The organism is Pararhizobium sp. P1_E7 (assembly GCF_056405855.1).
This window is the reverse complement of record NZ_JBFUBH010000002.1, coordinates 424749-439279: the sequence shown is the minus strand read 5'-3', so window position 1 is coordinate 439279 and position 14531 is coordinate 424749. Positions and strand designations below refer to the sequence as shown.

General features: G+C 61.9%; 15 protein-coding genes. 6 read left to right on the top strand and 9 right to left on the bottom strand.

The annotated features are described in order from the left end of the window. Positions 1-32: 32 nt before the first annotated feature. The gene (locus AC1D17_RS04630; RefSeq protein WP_477564229.1) at positions 33-818 is read left to right on the top strand and encodes a lysophospholipid acyltransferase family protein; all 786 of its coding nucleotides are present in this window, start codon (positions 33-35) and stop codon (positions 816-818) included. Here AC1D17_RS04630 and AC1D17_RS04625 read toward each other — a convergent pair. After that, a complete protein-coding gene (locus AC1D17_RS04625; RefSeq protein ID WP_264220326.1) occupies positions 815-1354 on the bottom strand; it encodes a gamma-glutamylcyclotransferase in 540 nt (179 codons plus the stop codon). The two genes, AC1D17_RS04630 and AC1D17_RS04625, sit on opposite strands and share 4 nt — an antisense overlap. Positions 1355-1558: 204 nt before the next feature. On the opposite strand from AC1D17_RS04625, the gene AC1D17_RS04620 reads away from it, so the two are divergent. Next, a complete protein-coding gene (locus tag AC1D17_RS04620) occupies positions 1559-2602 on the top strand; it encodes a DUF2125 domain-containing protein (RefSeq protein ID WP_477564228.1) in 1044 nt (347 codons plus the stop codon). A gap of 151 nt (positions 2603-2753) precedes the next feature. On the opposite strand, the gene AC1D17_RS04615 is transcribed toward AC1D17_RS04620, so the two are convergent. The 3 genes from AC1D17_RS04615 to AC1D17_RS04605 all read right to left on the bottom strand — a co-directional run bounded on the left by AC1D17_RS04615 (position 2754) and on the right by AC1D17_RS04605 (position 5632). After that, complete coding sequence (locus AC1D17_RS04615; protein WP_477564227.1) at positions 2754-3680, bottom strand: prephenate/arogenate dehydrogenase family protein; 927 nt, start codon at positions 3678-3680, stop codon at positions 2754-2756. Then, complete coding sequence (gene hisC / locus AC1D17_RS04610; RefSeq protein WP_477564226.1) at positions 3677-4783, bottom strand: histidinol-phosphate transaminase; 1107 nt, start codon at positions 4781-4783, stop codon at positions 3677-3679. Before hisC ends, AC1D17_RS04615 begins: the two co-directional genes overlap by 4 nt. Before the next feature lie 78 nt (positions 4784-4861). After that, a complete protein-coding gene (locus AC1D17_RS04605; RefSeq protein WP_477564225.1) occupies positions 4862-5632 on the bottom strand; it encodes a class I SAM-dependent methyltransferase in 771 nt (256 codons plus the stop codon). Between the two features lie 352 nt (positions 5633-5984). On the opposite strand from AC1D17_RS04605, the gene gloB reads away from it, so the two are divergent. Both gloB and AC1D17_RS04595 read left to right on the top strand, forming a co-directional pair. Then, entirely contained in the window at positions 5985-6755 is a 771-nt protein-coding gene (gene gloB, locus AC1D17_RS04600) for a hydroxyacylglutathione hydrolase (protein WP_477564224.1), read from the top strand. Beyond that, on the top strand, positions 6755-7198 hold the full coding sequence (locus AC1D17_RS04595; protein ID WP_477564223.1) for a cupin domain-containing protein: 444 nt from the start codon (positions 6755-6757) through the stop codon (positions 7196-7198). The genes gloB and AC1D17_RS04595 overlap by 1 nt, the downstream gene beginning before the upstream one ends. A 35-nt stretch (positions 7199-7233) precedes the next feature. On the opposite strand, the gene yddG is transcribed toward AC1D17_RS04595, so the two are convergent. Both yddG and AC1D17_RS04585 read right to left on the bottom strand, forming a co-directional pair. Next, on the bottom strand, positions 7234-8124 hold the full coding sequence (yddG, locus tag AC1D17_RS04590) for an aromatic amino acid exporter YddG (RefSeq protein WP_477564222.1): 891 nt from the start codon (positions 8122-8124) through the stop codon (positions 7234-7236). 42 nt (positions 8125-8166) lie between these two features. Continuing rightward, entirely contained in the window at positions 8167-8943 is a 777-nt protein-coding gene (locus AC1D17_RS04585; RefSeq protein ID WP_477564221.1) for a DUF3108 domain-containing protein, read from the bottom strand. A gap of 353 nt (positions 8944-9296) precedes the next feature. On the opposite strand from AC1D17_RS04585, the gene rpmB reads away from it, so the two are divergent. Further along, positions 9297-9599: a 50S ribosomal protein L28 gene (gene rpmB / locus AC1D17_RS04580; RefSeq protein WP_037099739.1), complete on the top strand. Its 303-nt coding sequence runs from the start codon at positions 9297-9299 to the stop codon at positions 9597-9599. Between the two features lie 163 nt (positions 9600-9762). Next, positions 9763-10401 carry a queuosine precursor transporter gene (locus AC1D17_RS04575; RefSeq protein WP_477564220.1) on the top strand — a complete coding sequence of 213 codons (639 nt, stop codon included), beginning with the start codon at positions 9763-9765 and terminating at the stop codon, positions 10399-10401. 36 nt (positions 10402-10437) lie between these two features. Here AC1D17_RS04575 and AC1D17_RS04570 read toward each other — a convergent pair whose 3' ends face one another. The 3 genes from AC1D17_RS04570 to cobS all read right to left on the bottom strand — a co-directional run bounded on the left by AC1D17_RS04570 (position 10438) and on the right by cobS (position 14492). Continuing rightward, positions 10438-11493: an esterase-like activity of phytase family protein gene (locus AC1D17_RS04570; RefSeq protein WP_477564219.1), complete on the bottom strand. Its 1056-nt coding sequence runs from the start codon at positions 11491-11493 to the stop codon at positions 10438-10440. Positions 11494-11588: 95 nt separating this feature from the next. Beyond that, positions 11589-13493: a cobaltochelatase subunit CobT gene (gene cobT / locus AC1D17_RS04565; protein ID WP_477564218.1), complete on the bottom strand. Its 1905-nt coding sequence runs from the start codon at positions 13491-13493 to the stop codon at positions 11589-11591. 3 nt (positions 13494-13496) lie between these two features. Beyond that, positions 13497-14492, bottom strand: a complete 996-nt coding sequence (gene cobS, locus AC1D17_RS04560) for a cobaltochelatase subunit CobS (protein ID WP_477564217.1) — start codon at positions 14490-14492, stop codon at positions 13497-13499. Positions 14493-14531 lie beyond the last annotated feature (39 nt).

The following is a 14531-nucleotide window of genomic DNA, read 5'->3' as shown; positions in this document are numbered from 1 at the left end:
CGGATCACCCTTTTCGCTGTGAAAGCTTGCCGATGATCATCCTGCGTTCAGTCCTGTTCAACATCGTGTTCTACATCAACCTGATCGCCCAGATGGTCGTGATGACGCCGTTCTACTTCCTGGCGCCGCGCAAGACGGCCTGGTTCGTTCCGAAAAACTGGGCGCGCAGCAATCACTGGCTGTTCCGGGTCATCGTCGGCACGACGTTCGAAATCGAGGGCCTGGAGAACATCCCCAAGGGCGGTTACATCTTTGCGCCGAAGCACCAGTCGTTCTGGGACGTCTACGCGCTGCTGCCGTGGCTGTCGGACCCCTTCTTCATCCTGAAGCGTGAACTCGTCTGGATCCCGCTGTTCGGCTGGTATGTGAAAAAGCAGCGCATGGTGCCGGTGGATCGCGGCGCACGCGGCAAGGTGATGGCGGCGGTCATGCAGCGCGCCAAGGATGAACTGGCAACGGGCCGCCAGCTGATCATCTATCCCGAGGGCACACGCCGGCCGCCGGGCGCACCGCCGGAATACAAATACGGCATCGCAAGGCTCTATCGCGATCTCGACATGCCGGTCATCCCCGTCGTCATGCATCCGGGCCTGTTCTGGCCGCGCCGCAAGTTCCTGCGCTATCCCGGTCATTTCAAGGTGCAAATCCTGCCACCGATCGGCCCCGGCCTCGATCCCGATGTCTTCCTGAAAACGCTGGTCGATGTCATGGAAACCGCCAGCGATGCACTCTTGCTGGAGACGGTGAAGAACAATCCGCATGTGCCGCTGCCGCCAACGGCCGCGCAGCGGCTGAAGGAGCTGAACGCTCAGGCTTAGAGCCTCATTCGTTCAACGAGCGTTGCCACTTCTTCCAGCCAGTGATCGCGAATGCCCATCTCCTTCAGATGGGCAAGCGTGTTGACCACATAGTCAGTATTGGGTCCCGATTTTCCGTGGGAAACCGCGACGGTCGCAGCCGCGTCCTCGGTACTCAGCGCACCGGCATACTGCGTATGGCCACGGTCGATGATGTAGGTCAGCGCCGGCACGCGGCGGCCATCGGCAAGCAGCACGGGCATGGTGCGCTCCAGGTAGACATGGGTGACCAGTTCACGCTCGCGCAGATAGCCGACAACGTCATCCTTGTCCTTCAAGGCCACCTTGAACGCCATGCCCCGGCAGGAGCCGCCGCGATCGAGACCGAGCACAAGGCCCGGACGTTCCTGCGTTCCGCGATGCACCCAGGAGCGGACGCAGAGCGAGCGCCGGTAGCCGAAGGCCCGGGCCGTCATCTTGTCCTCGAAGGCAAAGCCGGGGTTCCACATCAGTGAACCATAGCCAAACACCCAAAAATCGTCCATATCCACTGCCATTCACATCCATGCCATCCCGGCGCCACAAACCAGGGCCAGGAGCGGCGGATAGATCATCCTGGTGCTTTTCTAACGCATCCGCCCGGCAATCGGAATCGATTTCCTGAACGATTTTGGAGCGCATGCAACAGCGGATCGCCAGATCAGCAGACCGAAATTCCCTTGTCGCAACGTCGCGAACGAACGACAGACCCGGAGCAGACCATGACCGCAGCAGATATTGCCGAAGCCTCTACCGGTAGCCGCAAGATCAAACGGCTGGCGATCGGCATCGTGCTGTTCCTGATCGTCTATTCCGGTGCATGGTTTCTGGCGGCCAGCCAGATAGAGACACGGCTGGCGGCGTTTCTCACCGAGAAAAGGAAGGGCGGCGTATCGGCGGAATGCGACGCCATGAGCGTGCGCGGCTTTCCGTTCCGCGTCGGCCTGTTCTGCGACAGCGTGCGCCTCGATGACATCGCACGCGGCGCTTCCGCGTCCTTCGGCGCGCTGCGCTCGGCAGCCCAGGTCTATCGGCCGGGACATGCCGTCATCGAACTCGACGGCCCCGCGGAAATTCGCGTCTCGCCCGGCCTGACGGTCTCTGCCGACTGGGCGCTGATGCATGCGAGCATACAGGCAACGCTATCGGGCCTGAACCGCACCTCGATCACCTACGACCGACTGGCCGGCACGGCCATGCTGCCGGCTTTCGAGGACGATGCGGCACCGGGCGACACACATAAAGTGATATTCAATGCCGGGCATGGCGAGGCACATCTGCGCCAGAACGGACCGGATCTCGATGCAGCCCTGAGTGTCGACACATTCGATCTGAAACTGGACAACGGATTGAGCTTGCTGCCGCCCGTCAACGCCAGCACCGACATGACACTCGTCGATCGCGCCACCTTGATGCAGAGGGGCGGATGGAAGCCTGAGGCCCTGCGCAACAGCAAGGGCGAGATGCGCAACCTGACGCTCGACCTCGGCAACGGCATGGTCACCACCGCATCAGGCCCGTTCAGCGTCAACGGCCAGGGGCTGATCTCGGGAGAATTCAGCGTCACCATGAAGAATATCGAGGGCTGGCGTCAAAACCTCGTCAAGGTGTTCACCGACGAAGATGGTACGGTCATGGTCAACAATATCGCCAACATGCTGACGGCGCTGGCCGACGGCAAGAACGAGGCGACGGTCAAGCTCAACGTCCGCGACGGGATCGCCTTCCTCGCCTTCTTCCCGATCGGCGAACTGCCGCAGCTTTGAGGGTGTTCGGCTAAAGGCCCCTCATCCGCCCTGTCGGGCACCTTCTCCCCGTAAGCGGGGCGAAGGGATAGGCGGCAGCCTCCGAGCCAGTCCCCTCTCCCCCGTTTACGGAGAGAGGGTTAGGTGGGGCTGCGCAAGACACTGCGGCCGGTTACTTCTGATCCATTGCGTGGCGGCCAAAGTCGGCCATCTCGGTGTCCTGACCGGCCTGAATGATCGAGCGGCGGATGGCACGGGTGCGGGTGAAGAGGTCGAACAGCTTGTCGCCGTCGCCCCAGCGGATCGCCCGCTGCAGATAGGCGAGATCCTCGGAAAACCGTGCCAGCATCTCCAGGATCGCATCCTTGTTGTGCAGGCAGACGTCACGCCACATGGTGGGGTCTGAAGCCGCCAGACGCGTGAAATCGCGGAAACCGGAAGCGGAATACTTGATCACTTCCGATTCGGTCACCGCCTCCAGATCGTCGGCCGTGCCGACGATGTTGTAGGCGATGATGTGCGGCAGGTGCGAGACGATCGCCAGAACCTTGTCGTGGTGTTCCGGGTCCATGTCATCGACCATCGAGCCCAGCGTTTCCCAGAAGGTGCGCAGCCTGGCCTTGGCCGTTTCGTCGGTATCCGGCAGCGGCGTCAGGATGCACCAACGACCCTTGAACAGGCCGATGAAGCCCGCATCCGGGCCGGAATATTCGGTACCGGCAATCGGATGGCCCGGAATGAAGTGTACGCCCGGCGGCATGTGCGGCGCCATCTGGGCGATCACCGAGCCCTTGGTCGAGCCGACATCGGTGACGATCACCCCCGGCTTCAGGTTGGCGGCGATCTCGGCGGCAACGGCGCCGGAGGCACCGACGGGCACCGAGACGATGACCAGGTCGGCATTCTTGACCGCCTCGGCGGCCGATGTCGTGTAGCGGTCGCCGAGGTTCAGTTCCTGCGCCCGCTTCAATGTCGCTTCGCTGCGCGTCGAGACGGTGACGGAGCCGGCAAGGCCCTTGTCCTTGATCTCGCGGGCAATCGACGAGCCGATCAGGCCGATGCCGATCAGTGCGATGGTTTTAAACTGCTTTGCCATCACGCCCGGCCCATGAACTCGGTGAGCGCGGCGATCACGCCCTCATTGGCCTCCGCCGAGCCGATGGTCATGCGCAGCGCATTGGGCAGGCCATAGCCGCGAACCGCCCGCAGGATGAAGCCGCGGCTGGTCAGGAACTCGTCGGCATCCCGCGCCCGCTTGCCGTCGATATCCGGGAAGTGGATCAAAACGAAATTGGTGACCGACGGCGTGACGCGCAGGTTCAGCGCAGAGAGCGCGCCGGTGAGCTTGCCGAGCCAAAGCTGGTTGTGCTCGACGGCAGTCGCCGCAAAAGCCTGGTCGCGGATCGCGGCGGCACCGGCGGCAATCGCTGGCGCGTTCATGTTGAACGGCCCGCGCACCCGGTTCAGCGCATCGATGATGGCAAGCGGCGCATACATCCAGCCGATCCTGAGCGCTGCAAGCCCGTGGATCTTCGAGAAGGTGCGGGTCATCACCACGTTCTGGTTGGACGACACCAGTTCAAGGCCCGCCTCATAATCGTTGCGGCGGACATACTCCGCATAGGCCGCGTCGAGAACCAGAATGACGTTCTTCGGCAGGCCGGCCTGCAGGCGGCGCACTTCATCGACCGGAACATAGGTGCCGGTCGGATTGCCGGGATTGGCAAGGAACACCATCTTGGTCTTCGGCGTCACCGCGGCCAGGATGGCATCGACGGTCACCTGGCACTCGTTTTCCGGGACCGTGACCGGTGTCGCGCCGGCCCCCATAATCTGGATCTTGTAGACGAGGAAGCCATGCTCGGTGATGATCGCCTCATCGCCGGGGGCGAGATAGACGTGGCAGAGCAGACCCAGCAGTTCGTCGGAACCATTGCCGCACATCAGGTTGGCAATGTTCAGGCCATAGACGGAGGCGATCGCTTCACGCAGTTCGATCGCCTGACCATCGGGATAGATTTCAAGCTTGGCCGCCGCCTTCTGGAAGGCTTCGATCGCCTTCGGGCTTGGGCCGAGCGGCGTCTCGTTCGAGGACAGCTTATAGACCTTGGCGACACCCGGCGCATGTTCCTTGCCCGGCACGTAAGCGGCAATATCGAGAATACCGGGGCGTGGCGTTGGGCTCTTGGTGTCTGTGCTCATGGGATCAGCTTTCACGGCGGGGAAAATGACGTTCAGCCAATACCGGGGCAGAGGGTTTTTGTCGAGTGTGGCGCTAAGTCACAAATCGATTCGATGCGCCTGCCCAAACGGCTTTTCCCGCGTCGTCGGCACGCCGTGCGGTGCCAGCACCGGCACGAAGACGCGGCGCGAGGCGCGGGCCGCGACCGGCAGGCCCTGATAGAGCCGTTTCTGCGCCTCGACGATGATGACCCCGGAAAAGACCGGCCAGAGCGAGCGGCCAAGCCGCTCGAAGGCCTGGCGCATCTTCAGGATCAATTTCAGCTTGGAGGGTGGAAAGAACAGCGCATCGGCGGAAGCACCGGGCGTAAAATTGGTTTCGCGCAAAAGGGCAGTCAGCTGCCCGCGCGAATAGGGCCGGCCGGAACCGAAGGGCGTGTGCTCCATGCGGGCCCAGACGCCGCGGCGATTCGGCACGACGATCACCAGACGGCCGCCAGGCGCCAGAACACGCCAGAGCTCTTTCATCGTTTCGCGCGGGTTTTCCGCGAATTCCAGCGAATGCACCATCAGTACCCGGTCTACAGACGAATCGGGGAGCGGCAGCTCCTCATCGAAGATCAGCGCTGTCGTGGAGAGTTCGGCCACCGGCCAATTCACCGCCCCTTGGCCCGCCGGCATGAAGGCGAAGGTGCGCTCGGTATCGGCGCGAAAGCGATCGAGATAAGGGACGGCATAGCCAAGCCCGACCAGCCGCTCCTCCGGCAAGCGTGCCCAGACCGACGACAGCGCCATGCTGATCGATTGTTCGGCAAAGCGCCCGAGTCGGGAATGATAGAACTGGCGAAGGTCGACGATATCTGCGTGCATGCCTTCATGTTATACCAAGGATCACTGATGGGAACCCATAGGATCGGCTCGATCTTCGTTTCCGGCGAGGAGTGGGTCGCAGTCACGATGCAAGAGCATCGTGCAAGAGCCTCGACGCCGCCGGAGACGAAGAGAAGCCGACCGAAAGTGGCTCATACTGGCCTTTCGGCGTCGTTGCGTCCCTTGACCGATGCGACGCATCGCTCTTCGGCCCGCGCCTAGCCGAAAGGCCAGTATGAGCCATCCTATGGATTTCCATCATTGATCCTTGGTATCAGACTGGAACGGGTGGACTTCAAGGCGGCGGTCACTACATTCGCCACAACGACATTCCGTCTGCAGGAATACCACCATGGCCAATCTCGATATCGAACTCTTCCCGTGCCGCACCGATAATTTCGGTGTGCTCATCCACGATCCGGCAAGCGGCGCCACCGCCTCTGTCGATGCTCCTGAGGAAGCGGCCATCCTGGCGGCGCTGAAGCGCCGTGGCTGGACGCTGACCCATATCCTGACCACCCACCACCATCTCGACCATGTGGACGCCAACCTGACGCTGAAGACGCGCTACGACGCGACGATCATCGGCCCTAAAAACGAGGCGTCGAAAATTCCGGGTATCGACACGACCGTGGGCGACGGCGGTGAATTCGATTTTGCAGGCCACAGGGTGCGTGTTTTCGAAACGCCGGGGCATACGGCCGGGCATATCTGTTTCTACTTCCCCGACGACAAGCTGCTGTTTTCCGCCGACACGCTGTTTGCACTTGGCTGCGGCCGCCTGTTTGAAGGCACGCCGGCGCAGATGTGGAATTCGCTGCAAAAACTGATGGCGCTGCCGGACGACACGGTGGTCTATTTCGGCCACGAATACACGCAGGCCAATGCGCGCTTTGCCGTAACGGTGGATCCGGACAACGCGGCCCTGAAAGCCCGGGCCGCCGAAATCGACGCCCTGCGCGCCAAGGGGATCTTTACCGCCCCGACGACACTGGGGCTGGAAAAAGCCACCAACCCCTTCCTGCGGCCGCATGACGCCGGGATAAGGGCGCATCTCAGGATGGACAAAGCATCGGATGCCGAGGTCTTTGCCGAAATCCGCAAACGCAAGGACAATTTCTGATGGACGTGCAACTGCCGCTGTCGGCGCAAGCCATTATCGAAACGCTGAACATGGAGCGCCATCCGGAAGGCGGCTGGTATATTCAGACGTTCAAGGACAAGGCGGGCGGCCCGCGCGGCCATTCCACCGCCATCTACTATCTTCTGGAGCGCGGCGAGCGCTCGCACTGGCACCGCGTGCGCGATGCGGCCGAAGTCTGGCACTTCTATGCCGGCGCACCGCTGGCGCTCAGCATCGCTGAGGATGGCAAGCCGGCCACGACCGTCAAGCTCGGCTCAAACCTCCTGATTGGCGAATTGCCACAGGCGGTCGTGCCGGCCAACTGGTGGCAATCGGCGGCCTCGCTCGGCGCCTGGACGCTGGTCGGCTGTACCGTTTCGCCGGGTTTCGATTTTTCCGCCTTCGAGATGGCGCCAGCGGATTGGCAACCGCCCGAAGCGTAATACCAAGTCTCGATGATAGAGACTTGGTATTAGCCCTACTCGGCGGGCTGCGTCTCGACAGAGCGATTACGGAAAATGATGTCCTTGGCCGCAAGAACCGCGCCGCCGGTCACGAACAGGCAGGCGAGCGCGATACGCCAGGATGGCTCGGCAAAGCCGAAAGCGATCAGCACCAGCGTCGAGAGAACCGGCGCGGCATAGCTGGCAACGCCGAGGATCTGGATATTGCCGTTCTTGACGCCATAATCCCAGGCATAGAAGGCAGCACCGACCGGCAAGAGGCCGAGACCCGCAACGGCGATCCACTGCGTTGCCGTTTCCGGCCAGACCGTCGTTTCTAGCCCAAGATGGCACAGGAACGACAGCGCCGCCGTGGCCAGGCAAAAGCCGGTGACGACATCCGTCGAGACGGCCTCGAACCGCCGCGTCAGCAGCGAATAGCCGGACCAGGTGAAGGCGCAGGCCAGAGCCGCGCTGTAGCCCATGACGTAGGCATCATCGAACTGAACGCCGTTGCGCGCAACAATCAGGATCGTGCCGGCAAGACCGCAGATGGCACCGGCAACGTGATACCAGCGCAACCGTTCGCCCGGCAGCAATGCCGAACCGACGACGATCAAAAGCGGCCAGAGATAGGCGATCAGCCCGGCTTCGACCGCAGGCGCGTTGCGAAGCGCCGTGAAATAGAGGAAATGATAGCCGAACAGGCCGGCAATGCCGACGATCCAGACCTTTGCGGGCTGCTTGAGAAGCGCCAGCCGTTCCGGCTTGAGGGTCAGCACCACAAGGCCGGGAATGCTGCCGATGGAAAAGCAGATGGCCGAAAGCTGGAAGGGCGGCATGGTGCCGGATGCGGCCGTGAACAGGGCCAGCAGAGACCACATCAGGATCGCCGAAAAACCGATCAGCGTCGCCTTAACTTTCATGCGCTTGAACTTTCATGCACTTGACCCCGACCATATGGATCGTCAGCTTCCGAACCGCGTCGCCCAGATGGTCACCGGGCCGAGACTGGTCGGAATCCTGACATAGACCGGAGCATATACGTTGACCGCATCGGCCTTGGCAAACCAGATTTCCATGGTTTCCAGCTTGCGCAAATAATCGACGTCGTCGCGTCCCTTGCGGTAGCCGGATTTCGGCACGAACTTGATGCCGCAGACGATGACATCGCCCTGGAAGCCCTCCGTCTTGAAGGGCTTGGTGCCCTTCGGCGAGAGTTTCAGGTCCATGCGCGATTCGCCGTCGAAGATCGGCACGCTTTTCGGGCAGACCCGCGTATCGGCCGGAAAGATCAGGCCGGACAGCGGATCGACGACATTGCGCATATCCGCCTTGGTCACAGGCACCCAGTTCTTCGGGATCCGGCGCGCCGGCTTCATCGAGGCGGACATGACATCGCCGTCGCGGAACTGGACGTCGATCGCCCGGCCCTTCTTGCCGCTCTGGTAGCGGACCCGATATTCCGAGGCGCTCAACCGGTCGCGGCCGACGACACCCGACACCGAGGTCTCGCCCGACGTCTGGGCGAAAATATCGGCGAGCCCGGCCGAGTTCATGGTGCCGGAAATGGTATAGCGGTTGGCCTTGAGCTGGGTATGGAACGACGCCCGGGCAATCGGCAAGCCGGCCAGCGAAATGCTGTAGTCGGTATTATGCGTCACTTCGACAGCATAAACCGTGCCTGTGGAAAACGTTGCCGTGGCAAACGCCAGAAGCGCGAAGACACCGATGCGCCAGTTCATTGCAGATGCCCTTCCCATTCCCGTTCACGCGACATTAGCCGATACGGCCGGTTTACGGCATTTCTGCGCCGTGCCCCGGCTTTCGCCACAAGCATTAATCCAAGGCTATATAAACTGGAATTCGCTGCTGCAAAGATGTATACGGGCGAAGAGAATCCAAACAGATCGGCTTCTCCGGCCTGAAAGACTCGACGTTTCCCAAGAGTTTTTCCCGGAAAACGAAGGTTTGGCTTGACGCCGCGGCTCTCGCTGACTATAGAACCGCAACTTTCCAATCATGGCCAACGGAATGCGGCCTGGGCTTATGGCCCGCCAACGCATGGACCGAAGGCGAAAAGAAAAATAGGTGCATCATGTCCCGTAGTTGCGAATTGACCGGCAAGGGCGTCCAGTCGGGCAACAATGTGAGCCACGCAAACAACAAGACCAAGCGCAAGTTCCTTCCGAACCTGTGCCAGGTTACGTTGATTTCCGACGTGCTCGGCCAGCGTTACCGTCTGCGCGTTTCGGCCGCAGCCCTGCGTTCGGTTGAACATCGCGGTGGTCTCGACGCATTCCTGATCAAGGCTGACGAAGTCGAGCTGTCGATGCGCGCTCGCCTGCTGCGCCGCCAGATCGTCAAGAAGACGGCTGAAGCCGTCGCTGTCGCCGCTTAATCGGCACACTTGGCTACACTGATTAAAAGGCTTGCCAGGGCAACCGGCGGGCCTTTTTCTCGTGTGCCGTTTGCAGTGAACCGTTCGCGGCTTGCCTGGCTTAAAGCACGGTGAACAGCGGATTCAGATGACTCCAACTGGTGGCATACCCCAGGATAAAAAAATGCTGACAAACCGCACGTTCATGACCTATGTCGCGCTGATGACCCTGGTGGTCGTAGCCTCCAATGTCCTGGTCCAGTACCCCCTGCCCGGCTCGATCGCCGGCATGCAGCTGGGTGACCTTCTGACCTGGGGCGCCTTCAGCTATCCAGTCGCCTTTCTGGTTACCGATCTCACCAACCGCCAGTTCGGACCGCGCACCGCCCGCAAGGTCGTGGTCGCAGGTTTTGCCGTTGCCGTCGTCCTGTCGGTGCTGGTGGCAACACCGCGCATCGCTATCGCGTCCGGCTCTGCCTTCCTGCTCGGCCAGCTTCTCGATATCTCGGTGTTCAACAAGCTGCGGGCACAGAGCTGGTGGCGCGCGCCGCTGGTCGGCTCGCTGTTCGGATCCTTCCTCGATACGGCGATTTTCTTTTCCTTCGCCTTCGCCGCCTTCTTCGTCTTCTTCGGCCCCAACGATCCGTTCGCGCTCGAAAGCGCCCCGATCCTCGGCGTCCTGACGGCAGAAGCGCCGCGCTGGATCTCCTGGGCGCTCGGCGATCTCAGCGTCAAGATCATTGTCGGCCTGGTGATGCTGTTGCCCTATGGCGCACTGATGAACGTGATCAAGCCGATGCCGACTGTGAAGGCCGGAGCCTGATTTCGAAAACGGAATAAAGACGTGGAACCCGCATCATTACATGGTGCGGGTTTTTTCCTGTGCTGTTTCTATTTCGACCAGCCGGAACTCCAGCATCAGGTTGCGCTCGAGGATGGAGTGGTTGTCATCGGAAACGATGATGATGCGGATGTCGCCGCCGGGCTCAATGACGACATCCAGACCTTCCATATTGTCGATCTGGTAGCCCATGTCCGCGTTCAAAAGGATTTCGCCATCGACCACCGCGCCGGGCTTGATGTCGCCCCCCTTGATACGGCGTATCTGCATGCCGATACCCTCGGCAAAGCTGAAGCGACGCTCCAGAATCAACAGGTCGCCATTGGGCAGGAACGCACCGTCGGTCACCGCGAACGGCCCTTTCCGAACGACACCGAAAATGCCCTTGCGGGGGCCATCGAGCACGGCGGCCAGGAGATGGCCGGCCGGGTCGAAGCTCCGCTCGGCCACAACAGTGACGCCGCCGGCAAGCGGGCTGTCCTTCGGCGAAACGGCGATGGTTTCAAGCCCGCGATTGCCGCCCAGTGATTGCTCGGGAATGAGAAGCGGCAAGGTCGCGACAGGCCCGGACTGGGCAAAGCCGGGATCGGGATAGGCATCAACGCGGTGAAGTCCCTCATAGCTGGCGAGCACCGCGCCGTCGCGCAGCGCCAAGCCCTCGCAATCCATCCGCTCCTTGACCTGTTCGGACCGGCCATTGGCATCAATCATCGAGGTGACCGTCAGATCGCTGGCGCCCGCCAGCCGGCCCGCCTGGTCGCGCTCAATTTTCCCTTCAACCCAATGGCCGGTATCCATGACCGCGAGGAAGGATTTCCGGTCGGGGCGAAAGCGGATCGACGAGATCGCGCCAAGCAGAGCGTTCGACGACGACATCTCGATGCCACCGATGAATTCCAGCTTGCCGAACAGTTTCTGGTCCGAGCCGATCTTGAAGTTGTCGATCTGCCGGCTTTTCACCGGGACGACTTCCGACACCGGCAATGTTGCCGCGACCGACGGCATGGTGGCCAGTGTCAGGGAAAAGGCGGCAGCCTTAATCAGTGTCGTGTTCAAAGGAAATCCTTCCGGCATGCCGGCATGGAGCGCAAAGCGGCTCCGGCAAAATCAACACGCAATATGGCAGGCAAGACCGGGGCGGCACTGAGCGCCCCGGCCCGACAGTATTGTCAGCTCGCCCGCCGGCGCGCGGGCGCGGCCCGGCGGCGGGAACTCTCGTCGTCAAACAGCGAGGCCAGCTGCTCGGTCATCGCGCCGGCGAGCTCGTCTGCATCGACAATGGTCACGGCCTTGCGATAGTAACGCGTCACGTCATGACCGATGCCGATGGCCAGCAATTCGACTGGGGAACGCGTTTCGATCTGTTCGATGACGGCGCGCAGATGCCGCTCGAGATAGTTGCCCGGATTGACCGACAGGGTCGAATCGTCAACCGGCGCACCATCCGAGATCATCATCAGGATACGGCGCTGCTCGGAGCGGCCAAGCAGCCGGTTATGCGCCCAGATCAGCGCCTCACCGTCTATATTTTCCTTGAGCAGGCCTTCACGCATCATCAGGCCGAGATTGCGGCGGGCGCGGCGCCAGGGGGCGTCTGCGGACTTGTAGATGATGTGGCGCAGGTCGTTGAGGCGGCCCGGCGTCTGCGGCTTGCCGCTGGCCAGCCACTTTTCGCGCGATTGCCCGCCCTTCCAGGCTTTGGTGGTGAAGCCGAGGATCTCGACCTTGACGCCGCAGCGCTCCAGCGTGCGGGCAAGGATGTCCGCGCAGGTGGCGGCGACCGTGATCGGCCGGCCACGCATCGAGCCGGAATTGTCGATCAAAAGCGTCACGACCGTATCGCGGAAGTTGGTGTCCTTCTCGCGCTTGAACGACAAGGGCTGCATCGGATCGATGATCATGCGCGTCAACCGCGCCGAATCGAGATAGCCCTCTTCCAGGTCGAATTCCCAGGAACGGTTCTGCTGCGCCATCAGGCGGCGCTGCAGCCGGTTTGCCAACCGGCCGACGGCGCCTTGCAGATGGGCCAGCTGCTTGTCGAGAAAGGCACGCAGGCGCTCGAGTTCGGCTTCGTCGCAGAGTTCCTCGGCCGTGATGGTTTCGTCGAATTCTTCGGTGAAGACGCCGTAATCGACCTTTTCGTTGAAATCGTCGAAGGGATGGTTCGGGCGCTTGACCTCGCCGGGCGTCTCGCTGTCGTCCTCGCCGTCATCCGACATCTCCTCTTCGGAGATTTCGGCGCCGTCCATCTCGCCTTCGTCCATCTGCTCGTCGGCGGTCTCGTTCTCGTCGGCGGGGGCAGCGTCGGAACCGGCATCCTCGTCGGAGCTGTTTTCATCCTCTTCCTGGCTGCGCGGCTGGTCCTCGTCGGTCTGGCTGTCCTGGTCGTCGGGCTCGACATCGTCATCGCCATATTTCTCGGCGACTTCCATCGATGTCAGCATGTCGCGCACGACACGGGCAAACGCCTGCTGATCGTTGACGGCGGCCGACAGGTTGGCCATGTCGCCGGCGGCTTTTTCCTCGATGAAATCACGCCAGAGGTCCAGCACCTGACCGGCGGAGGCAGGCGGTTTCTGGCCGGTGAGCTTTTCGCGCACGATCAGCGCCACGGCTTCTTCCAGCGGCGCATCCGCCTGCCGGTCGATAGTGCCGAAATTGGCGCGGGCATATTTGTCGTCGAGCATCGACGTCAGATTGGTGGCCACGCCGGTCATGCGCAGCGCGCCGATCGCCTCGACACGCGCCTGCTCGACGGCATCGAAGATCACCCTTGCGTCCGCCCCCTGCGGCGACATGGTCGCATGAATGCGGGGGTTGTGGCAGGCCTTGCGCAGCGCCATCGAATCGCCGAGACCGCGGGTGATCGCCAGTTCCTGGCGTGTCGGCCGCTTGGAGATTTCCGGCAGCCGCACGCGCTCTCCGGCAAGCCCCGGACGCTCGTTGGCAAACACGACCTCGATTTCCGAATCCCCGGCAATCGAACGGATGCAGCCGGTCAGTGCGCGGCGGAACGGCTCCACGTCCACGACACCGGCCGGCCTTGCTTTCGAATTGTCGCCCCGGCCTGCCATGGATCAGGCCGTGGCTTCGAGCACGATATTGGCAGCACTTTCCTTCAGCTCGATACCGAAGGCGCGCTGATAGTGTTCGGCCACCAGTGCCCGCTCAAGCTCGTCGCACTTGTTGAGGAAGGTGACGCGGAAGGCAAAGGCGATATCGCCGAAGATATGCGCGTTTTCAGCCCAGGTGATGACGGTACGCGGGCTCATGACGGTCGACAGGTCGCCGTTGATGAAGGCTGCACGGGTCAGATCAGCAACGCGGACCATCTTCGAGACGGTGTCGCGGCCGCGTTCCTTGGTGAAACCCTTGACCTTGGCGGCGACGATATCGACTTCGTTGTCGTGCGGCAGGTAGTTCAGCGTGGTGACGATCGACCAACGGTCCATCTGCGCCTGGTTGATCTGTTGCGTGCCGTGATAGAGCCCGGTCGTATCGCCGAGGCCGACGGTGTTGGCGGTCGCAAACAGACGGAAAGCCGGGTGCGGGCGAATGACACGGCTCTGGTCGAGCAGCGTCAGGCGGCCGGAGGATTCAAGCACGCGCTGGATGACGAACATCACGTCCGGACGGCCGGCGTCGTATTCGTCGAAAACGAGCGCGACATTGTGCTGGTAGGCCCAGGGCAGGATGCCGTCCTTGAATTCGGTGACCTGCATGCCGTCCTTGACGACGATGGCGTCCTTGCCGACGAGATCGATACGGCTGACATGGCTATCGAGGTTGACGCGCACGCAGGGCCAGTTGAGACGGGCAGCAACCTGCTCGATATGGGTCGACTTGCCGGTGCCGTGATAACCGGACACCATGACGCGGCGGTTGTGGGCAAAGCCGGCAAGGATGGCGAGCGTCGTCTCGCGATCGAAGAGATAGTCGGGATCGAGATCCGGCACATAGGCATCGGCCTTCGAATAGGCCGGCACGCGCAGATCGGTATCGATACGGAAAACGTCGCGGACAGAAACTGTCGTATCGGGGAGGTTGGAAATGTCGAGGTCTACCTTGCTCATCATGTCTCCAGCACGGAAAGCCCCTTGACTCGCTTGGCG

What these genes read in the sequence shown, in the direction of transcription:
- hisC (WP_477564226.1), bottom strand. Translation starts at nt 4,783, where the DNA reads ATGAGCACAGACACCAAGAGCCCAACGCCACGCCCCGGTATTCTCGAT.
- AC1D17_RS04585 (WP_477564221.1), bottom strand. Translation starts at nt 8,943, where the DNA reads ATGAACTGGCGCATCGGTGTCTTCGCGCTTCTGGCGTTTGCCACGGCA.
- AC1D17_RS04595 (WP_477564223.1), top strand. Translation starts at nt 6,755, where the DNA reads ATGGACGTGCAACTGCCGCTGTCGGCGCAAGCCATTATCGAAACGCTG.
- AC1D17_RS04620 (WP_477564228.1), top strand. Translation starts at nt 1,559, where the DNA reads ATGACCGCAGCAGATATTGCCGAAGCCTCTACCGGTAGCCGCAAGATC.
- AC1D17_RS04575 (WP_477564220.1), top strand. Translation starts at nt 9,763, where the DNA reads ATGCTGACAAACCGCACGTTCATGACCTATGTCGCGCTGATGACCCTG.
- AC1D17_RS04625 (WP_264220326.1), bottom strand. Translation starts at nt 1,354, where the DNA reads ATGGCAGTGGATATGGACGATTTTTGGGTGTTTGGCTATGGTTCACTG.
- rpmB (WP_037099739.1), top strand. Translation starts at nt 9,297, where the DNA reads ATGTCCCGTAGTTGCGAATTGACCGGCAAGGGCGTCCAGTCGGGCAAC.
- gloB (WP_477564224.1), top strand. Translation starts at nt 5,985, where the DNA reads ATGGCCAATCTCGATATCGAACTCTTCCCGTGCCGCACCGATAATTTC.
- cobT (WP_477564218.1), bottom strand. Translation starts at nt 13,493, where the DNA reads ATGGCAGGCCGGGGCGACAATTCGAAAGCAAGGCCGGCCGGTGTCGTG.
- AC1D17_RS04630 (WP_477564229.1), top strand. Translation starts at nt 33, where the DNA reads ATGATCATCCTGCGTTCAGTCCTGTTCAACATCGTGTTCTACATCAAC.
- cobS (WP_477564217.1), bottom strand. Translation starts at nt 14,492, where the DNA reads ATGAGCAAGGTAGACCTCGACATTTCCAACCTCCCCGATACGACAGTT.
- AC1D17_RS04605 (WP_477564225.1), bottom strand. Translation starts at nt 5,632, where the DNA reads ATGCACGCAGATATCGTCGACCTTCGCCAGTTCTATCATTCCCGACTC.
- yddG (WP_477564222.1), bottom strand. Translation starts at nt 8,124, where the DNA reads ATGAAAGTTAAGGCGACGCTGATCGGTTTTTCGGCGATCCTGATGTGG.
- AC1D17_RS04570 (WP_477564219.1), bottom strand. Translation starts at nt 11,493, where the DNA reads ATGCCGGAAGGATTTCCTTTGAACACGACACTGATTAAGGCTGCCGCC.